Origin of the sequence: Pectinatus cerevisiiphilus, assembly GCF_004341685.1 — a bacterium.
Lineage (GTDB): Bacteria > Bacillota > Negativicutes > Selenomonadales > Selenomonadaceae > Pectinatus > Pectinatus cerevisiiphilus.
Genome location: NZ_SMAA01000002.1, coordinates 194,323 through 207,862, shown reverse-complemented (window position 1 = coordinate 207,862; position 13,540 = coordinate 194,323). Strand labels below are relative to the sequence as shown.

11 protein-coding genes are annotated in these 13,540 nt (G+C 41.5%); 4 read left to right on the top strand and 7 right to left on the bottom strand.

From position 1 onward, the window contains the following. Positions 1 to 7: 7 nt before the first annotated feature. The 4 genes from mreD to radC all read right to left on the bottom strand — a co-directional run bounded on the left by mreD (position 8) and on the right by radC (position 3,301). Positions 8 to 499 carry a rod shape-determining protein MreD gene (gene mreD / locus EDC37_RS02080; RefSeq protein ID WP_132547416.1) on the bottom strand — a complete coding sequence of 164 codons (492 nt, stop codon included), beginning with the start codon at positions 497 to 499 and terminating at the stop codon, positions 8 to 10. Then, positions 496 to 1,434: a rod shape-determining protein MreC gene (gene mreC / locus EDC37_RS02075; RefSeq protein ID WP_132547414.1), complete on the bottom strand. Its 939-nt coding sequence runs from the start codon at positions 1,432 to 1,434 to the stop codon at positions 496 to 498. The genes mreD and mreC overlap by 4 nt, the downstream gene beginning before the upstream one ends. Before the next feature lie 13 nt (positions 1,435 to 1,447). Next, positions 1,448 to 2,482 (bottom strand): rod shape-determining protein, encoded by a 1,035-nt coding sequence (locus EDC37_RS02070; protein WP_132547412.1) that lies wholly within the window; start codon positions 2,480 to 2,482, stop codon positions 1,448 to 1,450. Between the two features lie 123 nt (positions 2,483 to 2,605). Beyond that, entirely contained in the window at positions 2,606 to 3,301 is a 696-nt protein-coding gene (radC, locus tag EDC37_RS02065) for a RadC family protein (RefSeq protein WP_231040148.1), read from the bottom strand. 513 nt (positions 3,302 to 3,814) lie between these two features. On the opposite strand from radC, the gene sigH reads away from it, so the two are divergent. Together sigH and pfp are read left to right on the top strand one after the other, a co-directional pair. Then, positions 3,815 to 4,687: an RNA polymerase sporulation sigma factor SigH gene (gene sigH, locus EDC37_RS02060; protein ID WP_132547410.1), complete on the top strand. Its 873-nt coding sequence runs from the start codon at positions 3,815 to 3,817 to the stop codon at positions 4,685 to 4,687. A 15-nt stretch (positions 4,688 to 4,702) separates the two neighbouring features. Further along, positions 4,703 to 5,944, top strand: coding sequence for a diphosphate--fructose-6-phosphate 1-phosphotransferase (gene pfp / locus EDC37_RS02055; protein WP_132547409.1), 1,242 nt, complete (start codon positions 4,703 to 4,705; stop codon positions 5,942 to 5,944). Positions 5,945 to 6,002: 58 nt separating this feature from the next. Here pfp and EDC37_RS02050 read toward each other — a convergent pair whose 3' ends face one another. Then, a complete protein-coding gene (locus EDC37_RS02050) occupies positions 6,003 to 6,578 on the bottom strand; it encodes a hypothetical protein (protein ID WP_132547407.1) in 576 nt (191 codons plus the stop codon). Between the two features lie 192 nt (positions 6,579 to 6,770). After that, positions 6,771 to 8,750, bottom strand: a complete 1,980-nt coding sequence (locus EDC37_RS02045) for a methyl-accepting chemotaxis protein (RefSeq protein WP_165874436.1) — start codon at positions 8,748 to 8,750, stop codon at positions 6,771 to 6,773. A 261-nt stretch (positions 8,751 to 9,011) separates the two neighbouring features. Here EDC37_RS02045 and lepA point away from each other — a divergent pair, with 261 nt between their 5' ends. Beyond that, positions 9,012 to 10,805 carry a translation elongation factor 4 gene (gene lepA, locus EDC37_RS02040; protein ID WP_132547403.1) on the top strand — a complete coding sequence of 598 codons (1,794 nt, stop codon included), beginning with the start codon at positions 9,012 to 9,014 and terminating at the stop codon, positions 10,803 to 10,805. Next, on the top strand, positions 10,805 to 11,935 hold the full coding sequence (gene hemW / locus EDC37_RS02035; RefSeq protein ID WP_231040149.1) for a radical SAM family heme chaperone HemW: 1,131 nt from the start codon (positions 10,805 to 10,807) through the stop codon (positions 11,933 to 11,935). Before lepA ends, hemW begins: the two co-directional genes overlap by 1 nt. A gap of 74 nt (positions 11,936 to 12,009) precedes the next feature. On the opposite strand, the gene EDC37_RS02030 is transcribed toward hemW, so the two are convergent. After that, complete coding sequence (locus EDC37_RS02030; RefSeq protein ID WP_132547399.1) at positions 12,010 to 13,419, bottom strand: anion permease; 1,410 nt, start codon at positions 13,417 to 13,419, stop codon at positions 12,010 to 12,012. Positions 13,420 to 13,540: the final 121 nt, after the last annotated feature.

Here is a 13,540-nt window from a genome sequence, read left to right as displayed (position 1 = left end):
GCCCTAATTAATCATCAAAACTTTTATTTTTCAACCAGCACACTATTCTATGCACCACATATGAAAAGCATAAGTTGTAAATCAACGGTATCAGTAACAGGTTGTATAGACTGTGCAGCATATTCACTCTATAACCGAGCATCAATATAACAAGAAGTGATATCAAATAATTTACAGCCGTTGCCAAAATAGATGATAAAAGTGGTAAGATAAACTTCTTCTCATAAACACGCCCTAGCATGAAACCAAAGCCAAACCCAATTACCATCTTACTTAGTGCATTAAAACCAAGAAAAGTTCCTGATGCAACATCCTGTAAAAGTCCGCTGCAAAAACCAACAAAAGCGCCTCGTCGAAAACCATGTGTCAATGAATAGGATACGGTCAGCAACAAAAGCAGATCGGCGCTGACATTATGAAAAGAAATTAAATTTAGTAAAGAAGTTTGTAAAATATAAGCAACGAGAAAAACAACAATCCACGCAAAATTCTTTTTCATTTAGTCTTTCCTTCTTCTCCAGTGCCGTTAGCATTGCTATTAGCACCGCCATCTGCGGCCTGCTGCATTTGCTGAGTAAGCATTTCCGGTGGCAATTCGCGTGAACTAACTACCACTGCAACATCTTCGAGCTTTTGAAAATCAACTGCTGGTTCTACCACTGCATATTTAAGAAGGCCGCCCGATTCATTTTGCACATCTTCTACTGTACCAATAGAGATTCCTTTTGGGTATATGCCGCCAAGTCCCGATGTTATTATCTGGTCGCCCTGCTGCACATCAGCTGCCCTGGGGAGATTATCCATATGGATATCCTCTTGTTTGTTGATATCCCCTTTTACTATTCCTGCGACTCTCGAATCGCCGCGTTGAACTAAAGCCCCAACTGAAATACGTGGATCCGTTACCAAGCCCACGATAGAATAGCTTGGATAAGTCTCGATTATTGAACCGACTAATCCTTCCGGAGTAACTACCGGCATATCTTTTTCTATACCATCATTGCTGCCACGATTAATAACCACATTATTGACCCATGTTGCCGGGTCACGCGCTATTACAACTGCTACAACTAAATCAAAATTTTTAGTTGCGCTTTTATAATCGAGCAACGACTTCAAACGCTGGTTTTCTGCTGCCAGCTCATTGCCCTGCAGGTTTTGCTCGCGCAGTGCTGACACTTCATTCTTTAGTTGTCTGTTTTCATCATAGACAAACACTATTTTATTTATTGTATCAATCAGGTTGCCGCCCTTATTGCTGATGGTCGCCGAAAGGCTTTGAAACGGCGCAAGCAAGGTCGTTACAATGCCATTAGTCAACGGTATCGAAACTCTATTTTTAGCTGAGAAGAAGATTATACAAAACACGCTCAAAAAGACCAGTATCAGTATCCATATTCTCTTACCTGCTGGGTCATTTGTCTGCATACTCATCTATATCCGCTTCTTATCTCAGCTTTTTTGTTGTCATCATGACACGTTTAAGTAAATCAATATTTTCCAGTGACTTTCCCGTGCCTTCGCCGACGCATGATAAAGGATCTTCAGCCATAAGTACCGGCATTCCAGTTTCCTTGCCAAGCAATTTATCCAAGTTTGACAGCAGCGCACCGCCGCCCGTCATCATGATCCCATGATCCATAACATCAGCAGCCAGTTCAGGCGGTGTCCGTTCCAACGTGTTTTTCACTGCTTCAACGATTTTATGGACAGGTTCACGCAAAGCTTCTTCTATTTCATGTTCACTTATATCCAACACTTTTGGCAAACCGCTGACAAGATCCCGCCCGCGTATTTCCATATGCTTACCTTCCTGTGCAGGTATCGCCGTGCCTATGTTTATCTTTATTTCTTCTGCCGTACGTTCGCCAATCATCAGATTATACATACGTTTTATATATTGGACGATCGAGGAATCCATTTCATCCCCACCAATACGTATAGAACAGCTTGTCACTATACCGCCTAGGGAAATAACGGCTATTTCAGTAGTACCGCCGCCGATATCTACCACCATGCTACCCGTAGCTTCTTCAACAGGAAGACCGGCACCGATAGCTGCTGCCATTGGTTCTTCAATCAAATAAGCTTCATTGGCACCAGCCTGACGAACCGCATCAACTACAGCGCGTTTTTCTACTTCTGTAACGCCTGAAGGTACGCCGACAACCACACGCGGTTTCATAAACGAACTGCGGTTCATAGCCTTGCCGATAAAATACTTAAGCATTGACTGCGTAACATTAAAGTCAGCAATAACCCCATCCTTCATAGGTCTTATTGCTACGATGTTACCCGGTGTGCGCCCGATCATTCTCTTTGCTTCTGCGCCTACTGCCAATACATTACTTGTTTCCCTATCTATTGCGACAACTGATGGTTCGCGCAGTACTATGCCTTTTCCTTTTACGTGCACCAGTGTGTTTGCTGTTCCTAAATCTATACCCATATCATGAGAAAAACCGCCAAAAATATTCCACATTCTAAATAAGTACTCCCTTCAAATCTCGTATAAAATATCAATTTATATTATTACGTGCAATAACTTATAACACCATTATAACTCCCGCCAGCATTTAATACATCCCTTGTTCGCTGAAGTTACTTATCTCAGTAAGCCTCGCTCTTTAAAGCTTATGTATCTGCTCCCTCCGATAATTATATGATCTGCAATCTCTATGCCCATTATCCTTCCCGCCTTAATTAAGCGGTGTGTGGTAGCAATATCTTCGCTGCTCGGAGCAGGGTCGCCGCTCGGATGATTGTGCGCCAAAATAATTGCCGCCGCTGAATTAAGCAATGCTTCAGCCATTACTTCACGCGGGTGGACTATTGATGCATTCAAAATTCCCACAGATATTATTCTGAAGGATAATATCTGATTCTTTACATTCAAAAGTACTATGGCGAACTTTTCCTTTGTTTCATATCTCAGCCGCGGCATAATATAAGCTGCTGCATCAGCCGGGCTTTTTATAGAAGCTTTCCTTGCAAATGGTTCTTGGGCAATCCGCCGGCCCAATTCTACGGCAGCCAATACAGTCGCCGCCTTAGCAGGTCCGATTCCGTGTATTTCGCTCAGCTGGGTCGTAGAGAGATTTACTATTGAAGTCAATCCTTTTTCTTTGTATAAGGACAACAGACTTTCAGCAACATGCAAAACAGAGGTCTCCCTTGTCCCTGAACGTAACAAAATAGCCAATAGTTCGGCATTATTAAGTGCTTGGACACCGTATGCTATAAGCTTCTCACGTGGGCGTTCCTGTTCTGGCAGATCACGGACCATCGTATTTTTTATCATGGTGAAATCCTCTAACCGCTAAACCAATTCAAAACCCCAGCCTCCGATACTATACTTCAGATAACAGATACTGTAACAAAAATACTATACCAAATAAATTAGTGTAAGACAACGTATATTTAATAAATCTATTGAAAAAATTTATAAATTGATTTATCAATTTAACCAAAAACTCATTTAAGGGACTTTTCCTTCTAAGTAATATATGCGTAATATGCAGAAAAAGTCCCTTTTTAATCTCTGTTTTCCTGTTTAACTCCTGGTTTTATTACTACGGCGCAGCAAATGGTAAAAAATACGGTAATACGCCTATCTGTTTCATGCGCAATTTTTGTCCTCCCCATACGGCCCAAATACCTTAAAAGCCTTGTTGTGCTTGACTAGACAATAGTGCTAATGTATAATTTCAAGTAAGATAAAACTTTTGCAATATGTCAAAGTACTAATGCAATCTTATAATTTGGAAATGACGCGAAAGCATCGTCATATTTCCGGACTGGAGCGATGATGCGAATGAATTTAAAAAACAAGGACAGTGCGTCCTCTAAAGAAAATATAGAGGGCTCTCCTGAAGACAGCACCTCAAACATCAGAGGATTTTCTACCGGCATTATCGGCAAAAAGCGAACACCAAAGGACACCGGAAAAGACATACCGGAAGGCTGCTCTATCGATGAAGCAGAGAATGCTCTTGAAGCACTAAGCGATGAAGAGCTTTTAATAGAGATCAAAGAAAAGCAGGACAATTTTGCTTTGGAATATTTAATAAAAAAATACCGCAATTTTGTTCGTGTTAGATCTCGTTCATATTTTCTGATTGGTGCGGATCGTGAGGATATAATCCAAGAAGGTATGATCGGCCTTTATAAGGCTATTCGCGATTTTCGTGATGAAAAACTATCTTCTTTTCGCGCTTTTGCTGAATTGTGTGTTACACGGCAGATTATAACGGCAATAAAGACGGCTACGCGGCAAAAACACATCCCTTTAAATTCATATATCTCACTTAATAAACCTATATATGATGAAGACTCAGACCGGACTTTGCTTGACATTTTATCCGGCACCGCCGTAAGTGATCCGGAAGAACTCATGATAAACCGTGAAGAATTTCTGGCAATCGAAGGAAAAATGGAACAGATTTTAAGTGATCTGGAATGGAAAGTGCTCATGTCCTATTTGGACGGAAAATCATACCAGGAAATAGCGGTCGACCTGAACCGCCACGTAAAATCCATAGACAACGCCCTACAGCGGGTTAAGCGAAAACTCGAAAAATACATGAATAGTCGTGCCAAAGCTGAAGACCGGCCTCTATATAAACAGAACAGCAGTACAAATAAGCATTTTGATGATCTTTATTTTAGTCTGAATTCCAAAAAATGACTAGGGGGGATTTTCATGTCACAAAAAACTATTGCTATAATCTGCGGCGGCGGCCCTGCACCGGGAATCAACAGCGTCATCCGTTCTGTTACCTCCGAGGCTATCCGCAACGGCTGGAAAGTACTCGGTATTTATGAAGGTTTTCGTTATCTCGCCAAGGGCGAAAAGAAATATATCGAACTCGTTTACGACAATACGAGCCGTATCCATCTGACTGGCGGTTGTATACTGCAAATGTCCCGTTTTAACCCTACCAAAAATGAAAACGATCTCAAAACCGTTGTAAAAACTCTTGCTGAACTCGGCGTCACACACATCCTTACCATCGGTGGTGATGATACGGCCTTTAGTGCGTCAGCCGTTGCTGCCTGTTCACAAAAGCTTGGCCATCCATTGAATGTCGTACATGTTCCCAAAACGATTGACAACGATCTGCCGTTACCTGAAGGTGTTCCTACCTTTGGTTTTGAAACAGCACGCGCGTTTGGTACAACGGAGATTGAAAACCTGATAGAGGATGCCCGAACCACAAATAACCGCTGGTATCTCGCCATCGCCATGGGACGAACCGCCGGCCATCTGGCGCTTGGCATTGGCCGTTCCGCCGGTGCCGCTATCACCGTCATACCGGAAGAATTCCCACAGTATAAAATAACTTTGCAGCACCTCATAGACCTGCTCGTCGGTGCTATGGTAAAACGTTATATGTTAGGCCGCAATTATGGCGTTGCCGTCATTGCCGAAGGTGTATTAGAAAAAATAGCCGCAGAGGATTTTGCCAAACTCGGCAAGGTTTCCTTAGATGAACACAGCCACATTCGCTATGCTGAACTTGATTTCGGCGAAATACTAAAAGAAGCCATCATCAATGAAATGAAACGCTTAGGCATAAAGCTCACCATTGTTGATAAGGAAATTGGCTACGAACTGCGTTGTGCTGCCCCTATTGCTTACGACATTGATTACACGGCTATGCTGGGTTATTCCGCCGTCCAATTCCTGCTCAAGGGAGGAACCGGAGCAATGATCTCTGTACAGGGAAGCCGCGCTATTCCAATGTACTTTGAAGAACTAAAGAATCCCACCACCGGCAAAACCTTCGTCCGCAAGGTAAACATTGATTCTGTAAATTATAAAATAGCCCGCAGTTTTATGCAGCGGCTGGAAAAAGAAGACTTGGACAATCCGGAAATAGCTAAAATATACCGTATGAAGCCGGAAGAATTTAAGAAACGCTATCTATATTTATTTGAATAATCAGATTTATATTTTGAAATGAGAACCTGTGCACCGTTCCAATGATGCACAGGTTTTTTTATTGCCCATACGGTCTTTTACCGTCGACCTGAAAGATTTCCCTGTAATCCATGTTATCTATACTTTCCAACAGCTTGTAGAAAATGATCATATTTATGGCGGAACCAAATTCATAAACTGCGATAACCATATAAGTTACAAATTCTTCCCCACCGGTGTCGACTAATGCTATAAAGCACCCAGCCAGCATCAAAAGAACCGATTTCCCTATCTCCAAACGCATAACCTTGACTAAAAGATGATATCCCTGTGGGTTTGGCACCCATACGGCACGATTGACTAGCAGTGTAAAAATTATATATATACCGGCCGTTAAAATCAATACCGCGTCCGCGCGCAAAAAAATACTCAAAAGTGCACACACTATTGCTCCCGGCCAGTTAAAAGGAATAACCATACCGATCAACAACAGCCAGCTGATTGACAAAAAACCTGTTTGCTGGCTGGGATACAAAAAATAAAAAGCCAGCGTCCAACCTACGGCTAACAGCTCCACAAACAACAGCAGTCCTGCCAAAATCCGCATACGGCTTATAAACTTCAATTTTCCCGACATATCATTATGATTGAACATTATAGATACTTCTTACCCCTTCTAACCAATATATAAATATTATAGCATAAATTAATTTGGTAAATATATACCGCCAAACATACTTATATATTATAACAGCATGCCCGGAAATTATCGACTGCTTTTTATTTTAAAAATACCGCTGCCATTTTCAGCAGCGGTATTACTAAAATAAAATTTACCAATGAAAGCTTAAATTTTAAAACTCTTTATCATATTTTGCAGTTCATCCGCAAGTTTTTTAAGTGAATCTGCCGAAGCCGCGGTTTCTTCAACAGAAGCAGCCTGTTCTTCGCTGGCAGCAGAAACTGTTTGCGATTCGCCTGAAGTAGAAGAACTTGACTGGCTTATATTTTCCATACTTTCCTGGATAACAGAAGCACCTTTTGCTATTTTTTCTACAGCCGCAGTTATTTCTTCAATCCGCGCACTCATTTCACTCACATTATCAGTTATCTTATGGAAAAATACTGCTGATTCCTTCACCTGTCCGGCACCAGTATTGACCTCTTTCGTCCCCGTCTGCATTGAGGTTACCGCTATATTGGTCTCACTTTGGACAGCACCGATAAGCTCAGCAATCTCTCCAGCAGCAGTCTGTGACTGCTCTGCCAGTTTACGTACTTCTTCAGCAACTACAGCAAAACCCTTGCCATTTTCCCCTGCCCGTGCGGCTTCAATAGCAGCATTTAATGCCAGCAGATTAGTTTGTCCGGCAATATTTGTTATACTATCAACTATTTTACCAATCTTTTGGGATTGTTCGCCCAAGGTAAAAATTGTCTTTGCCGAATCATTTGTCGCTTTTTCAATATTTTCCATTTGCTTTATAGCAATATCAGCCGTTGACTGCCCTTGCTCAGCATTTTCAACAACCTTAACTGAATAATTAGCTGTTTCTTCTATATTTGTCCGTAAGGCATTAATATTTTCAACAATCGTACTCACTTCACCATTAGCTTTTTCAATATGCTCAAGCTGCTGGCTCGCATCTGTCGCCACATTGGAAATAGACTGTGCTATCTGTGACGATGCCTGTGCCGACTGCTCCATTGTATCGGTCAAACCTTTTACATATGAAGAAAGCTGGTCAGAGCCTGTGTGTATTTTCTTTAGGACACCTCGCCATGAATCCTTTATTTTCAACATCACCCGTGCAACATCGCCGATTTCATCCTTTTCATGTTCACTGGAAATCGTAAAAGCACTCCGTAAATCACCATCAGCAAGTGTTTCTGCAAAATTGGCAATAACCTTTAAACTCATAGTAATCTTTCTCACGGTAAATAAGATCACGCCCATTAAAATCAAGGCAATGACCACTCCACTGGCGATCAAGATATATCCCATCCGCCGTTCATTGGCATACATTTCAGATTCTGACACAGAAGTGCAAAACAACCAGCCTGTACCGGGGAGCTTTTTAGCAGAATAAAGGTATTTGCCTCCATCTCCATCGAATGTTAAATTTGTAAAACCATCTGTATTCTTCGCAAGAGCATCGGCAATATTTTTAAACTTTCCATTTTCTACCGTAGCAATATTGTCTCCAGCTTTATAGTTTGGATGGGCTATAAACGTCCCCTTGCCATCAACCAAAAAGGCATGTCCCGATTTCCCCATATAAATATTATTGATTAACTTTTGGATACTATCCAAATTCATATCAAGTTCTATAACCTGCCCGGCAGGACTTTTCGTAGATAAAGTTATACACATTTTCCCTGTAACCTTATCGATATAAGCTTCAGTATAGCTGATTTCTCCCACTCCACCGGCTGCGGCAGCTTGGTACCAGCCCCGTGTACGCGGATCAAAATCTGCTGGCAAGGGTCTGCTATCCGCATCAACGTACGAACCGTCTTGGCGCGCTACAAACATCCCCATTTTTAATTTATCCTTATCCGCATCCAAAACTGGTTTCAGCATACTTCGAATTTGTTCGGTATCCTTTCCGTCTATATTGACAGCTAACGTTTGCAGAATTACTTCCTGTCCTTTAAGTACCTTATCAATAGAAGCGGTATCAGCCTCCATTTTATAACCAATACTTCTCTGCAGCTCAAATTCAGCCTCTTTTGTTGAATAGTAATAACTAAACAAACTAAGCCCACCTATCAAAAAAATAAGCGGTACCAACAAAGTGACCAGCATTTTCGTGCGTATATTCACAAAACCAGACCTTTCTATAAACGGGATCATCCCGCAAAATGAAATCCTTTCAAATTGTAAGATTTTTACGCAAAATATTACAATAAAGATATTATAAAACAATTTTCGTCAATTTCAAACTATTTTATACATTTTTTGTATAAGGTTTTCTATTATTTAGCTAAAGGAAAAATAAAAGCTCATTAACTTTCTTCACAAAGATGGCTAAATTCGTTATAATAGCTGTAAGATTATCTTATATAAAGAAAGGGTCATTTATAATTGGACGCAAAAAACATCAGGAATTTTTCAATAATCGCCCATATTGATCACGGAAAATCAACTATTGCCGATAGATTGATAGAACAAACAGGAACACTGACAGAACGAGAAATGGAAGACCAAATTCTGGACAATATGGATCTTGAAAGAGAACGCGGCATAACCATAAAGGCCCAGACAGTCAGACTACATTATAAAGGAAAAGACGGACAAATTTATGAGCTCAACCTAATTGACACTCCCGGCCACGTAGATTTTAACTATGAAGTCTCCCGCAGCCTGGCTGCCTGTGAAGGTGCACTTCTGGTCGTTGACGCTGCCCAAGGTGTAGAAGCACAAACACTGGCCAATGTTTATTTGGCACTTGAACACGACTTAGAAATCATTCCTATCATAAACAAGATCGACCTGCCCAGTGCCGATCCTGAGCGGGTGAAAAAACAAATAGAGGACATTATCGGCCTTGATGCAAGTGAAGCCGTCCTATGCAGCGCCAAAACCGGCGTTGGCATAAGCAAAATATTTACAGAAATCATAGACAAAATTCCGGCCCCGTCTGGCAACGACAGCGAACCGTTGAAGGCTCTCATCTTTGATTCCTACTTTGATTCCTACAAAGGTGCTATCGCCCATATCCGTGTTTTCGAAGGAATGATCAAACCCGGTATGAAATTAAAGATGATGTCTACGGGTAAGACCTTTGAAGTCACCGATATAGGATTCTTCCGGCCAACTCCGGTAAATGTCGGCTCACTCCATGCCGGACAGGTCGGCTTTATTGCCGGTAGTTTAAAAAATGTCAAGGATATTCGGGTAGGCGATACCATAACCACTGTCCAAAACCCGACGAAAGAAGCCCTGCCCGGTTACAGGGGCGTTACTCCAATGGTATACTGCGGCCTTTATCCAATCGACAGCGGTGAATACAACAACTTAAAAGATGCTTTAGAAAAATTGCAGTTAAATGATGCCGCCCTCGTATTTGAACCGGAAACCTCCATAGCCCTTGGCTTTGGTTTCAGATGCGGCTTTCTCGGCCTTCTGCATATGGACGTCATTCAGGAACGCTTGGAACGTGAATACAATTTAAAGCTCATAACAACCGCACCTAGTGTTATCTACCATGTCTACAAAACAAACGGGGAAATGCTGAAGGTTGCCAACCCAGCCGAACTGCCCCCACCTACCGAGATAGAACATATGGAAGAACCATTCGTAAAAGCCACCGTCATCGTGCCAAACGACTACGTGGGTGCCGTAATGGAAATATCACAGGAAAAGCGCGGCAAATTTATCAGCATGGACTATATCGACAACAGAGTCATGCTCGTCTATAATGTTCCACTCAATGAAATAATCTACGATTATTTTGATAAATTAAAATCCACTACACGCGGCTATGCTTCCCTTGATTATGAATTGGCCGGTTATCAGCAGGCTAAACTGGTTAAATTGGACATTCTCTTGAATGGTGAAATGGTTGATGCCCTTTCCACTATTGTCCATATAGACAGAGCCCAGCCACGCGGTCGCCAGTTGGCAGAAAAACTCAAAAAAATCATTCCGCGGCAAATGTTCGAAATACCTATCCAAGCAGCAATAGGCAATAAAATAATCGCCCGTGAAACAGTTAGGGCAATGCGTAAGGATGTGCTTTCAAAATGCTACGGCGGTGATATAACCCGTAAGCGCAAACTACTGGAAAAACAAAAAGAAGGGAAAAAGCGCATGAAATCCGTTGGTAGTGTAGAAGTACCGCAGGAAGCTTTCATGGCAATTTTAAAAGTGGACTGATGATTTCCTTATATATCCATATTCCCTTTTGTCTTGCAAAATGCCGCTATTGTGATTTTCCTTCAATAGCGGCAAAAAAGGATACTTATCCCGCATACGTATCTGCGCTATGCAAAGAAATAAAATTGCGGCACCAACAGGCTTCTCCTTTGAAGGCCGACACCGTCTATTTTGGTGGGGGGACTCCCTCACTTTTATCGGTAAACAGCATTGCCACCATCCTTACTACCCTAAAGACTTCTTACGACCTTTCCCCCGACGCTGAAATAACCTTGGAAGCCAACCCTGGCACAGTTGACCTGCCAAAACTCCAAGCCTTGAGAAAACTTGGTATAAACCGCCTAAGTTTTGGTGTGCAGGCTACACAAGATTTTTTGCTCAAACTGCTTGGCCGCATACACACCCTTGCAGATACAAAAGAAGCAATCACAGCCGCAAAAAAAGCAGGCTTTCAAAACATAAGCCTTGACCTCATGTACGGCCTACCCCGGCAAACGCTTGCCATGCTACAAGAAAGCACTGCCTGGGCGTTGCAACAAGAACCCCAGCATATTTCTATTTACGGCCTTCAAATAGAACCGGGAACGCCTTTTGCCCAGATGCAAAAAGAAGGATGCCTGCCACTGCCTGATGAGGACACAGTGGAAACCATGTATGACTTTATTACAACCACACTTCCCCAGCATGGCTTTGAGCGTTATGAAATAGCAAACTTTGCACGACATGGTTTCGCTAGCCGTCATAACCTTGCTTACTGGCAAGATAAAGCATACCTCGGTTTCGGTTGCGCTGCCCATTCATATTACAATTTCCAGCGCACCTACAATACCCATAATGTTTATGAATATATCCGTTCATGTAACAATAATGCATTGCCTGTTTTTGAAGAAGAAAAATTTGATAACCAAACATGGATGGAAGAATTTTGCTTTTTGGCATTGCGTACTGCCCGGGGAATCGACAAAAAAAAATTCCAAGAAAATTTTCACCGCAGCATCCACGATGTTTATGGTAAAAATATAAATATGCTCCTCACCCAAAAACTTTTAAAGGAAAATGATGCCTATCTCTTTCTTACCCCCGCTGGTATGAAGCTGGGAAATATTGTCTTTGAAAAATTTTTATTGTGAAAATTAACAAAAATAAAAGCAGGAAAATCCCGGTATATCAGAACATATACCGGGATTTTCCTGCTTTTATCATATTACCATAGGCCGCATATTTTCCACCAAAAACTACCAAATCCTAACCAAATAACTATATTTACAGTAGTTATTATAAAACCTAATTTCCACCATTCGGCTTGTGATACATAACCAGCACCAAAAAGAATCGGCGCAGCCCCGCCACCATAATGCGTTAAAGGAATCATTAGATTAGATAATACAGCAAATGCTATTGCTGCAAGAAGCGGCGGTGTCCCTACTGCAACAGCCACAGCGAGGAAGGCGGCATACATTGCCCCAATATGTGCTGACACACTAGCAAACGCATAATGGGAATAGACATAAACTAATATCAAAATACCAAAGGCAGGCAACCATGATATTCCTGCTTGTAAAATCATCTGCCCTACATTTGTAGATAAATATTTTATAAAACCAGACTTAGTTAACGCATCTGCTAACGCTATTAACGAACCCATCCAAAACATAGTGTCCCATGCACCTTTTTCATTCAGTACATCTTGCCAGTTAAGCACGCCTGTTAAGACTAATACACATACAGTAAGCATCCCAACAACTGTCGCGTCCATATTTGTCAAACCTGATGTTGACCATAATAGCAGTGCACCAATAAAGACAATAATTACAACTTTTTCATCTAAAGATAACTTTCCCATTTTCGCTAATTCATCAGCAGCCATCTTTTTTGCAAATGACATCTTACTTATCTCAGGTGGAAAAAGTTTATAAAGCAAATAAGGCATAAGTATTAACGAGATTATCCCCGATGGTACAGCCGCCATAGCCCATATTCCCCAAGTTATATGAACATCAATTGTCTTTACTGCCAATTCAACAATAAGTGGATTACCCGCCATAGCTGTCATAAACATAGCACAGGTAATAGCATTGGCTTGGTATTCTATCTGCATTATATATGCACCAAATTTTCTGGCCGTAGTTCCAGGTTCCGAGCCTAATGCTGATGAAAGACTCTTAATTATCGGAAAAATAATCCCACCAGCCCGAGCCGTACTCGAAGGCGTAGCCGGTGAAATAATAAAATCACTGAATGTAATTGCATAGCCTAATGTCAAAGAAGACTTTCCTATAGACTTGATGATCAAAAAGGCTATACGTTTGCCAAGACCACTTTTAATAAAAGCCCTCGCTAATAAAAATGCACACACGATAAGCCAGATGGTACTATTTCCATAACCAGAAATAGCTGACTTTACATCCATCACACCCAAAAGTGCAGCTGCTGTAACACCTATAAATGCCACCGCACCTATTGGTATCGGCTGCAATATAAATCCTAGAATTATTGCGGCAAAAACTGCAAAAAGATGCCATGCCATCGGTTCAAGCCCTGTTGGTTCTGGACAGAACCATAAAATTATTCCTATAAAGAATACAAAAAGAAGTTTTCTTCTACTTTTTATCACTTTATCTCCCCTCTTTGTGCTGCAGCCGATACTGAGATACAGATAATCTTTCTATATGACAGCATCGGTACAGACCGTCCTAAATCAGAATACAAATTTTTGAACTTTAAAAGGCTTTTTA

Bases quoted from the DNA above. Each gene is read 5' to 3' on its own strand.
- EDC37_RS02050 (WP_132547407.1), bottom strand. From the start codon at position 6,578: ATGTTCAATCATAATGATATGTCGGGAAAATTGAAGTTTATAAGCCGT.
- EDC37_RS02070 (WP_132547412.1), bottom strand. From the start codon at position 2,482: ATGTGGAATATTTTTGGCGGTTTTTCTCATGATATGGGTATAGATTTA.
- mreC (WP_132547414.1), bottom strand. From the start codon at position 1,434: ATGAGTATGCAGACAAATGACCCAGCAGGTAAGAGAATATGGATACTG.
- pfp (WP_132547409.1), top strand. From the start codon at position 4,703: ATGTCACAAAAAACTATTGCTATAATCTGCGGCGGCGGCCCTGCACCG.
- mreD (WP_132547416.1), bottom strand. From the start codon at position 499: ATGAAAAAGAATTTTGCGTGGATTGTTGTTTTTCTCGTTGCTTATATT.
- hemW (WP_231040149.1), top strand. From the start codon at position 10,805: ATGATTTCCTTATATATCCATATTCCCTTTTGTCTTGCAAAATGCCGC.
- sigH (WP_132547410.1), top strand. From the start codon at position 3,815: ATGAATTTAAAAAACAAGGACAGTGCGTCCTCTAAAGAAAATATAGAG.
- radC (WP_231040148.1), bottom strand. From the start codon at position 3,301: ATGATAAAAAATACGATGGTCCGTGATCTGCCAGAACAGGAACGCCCA.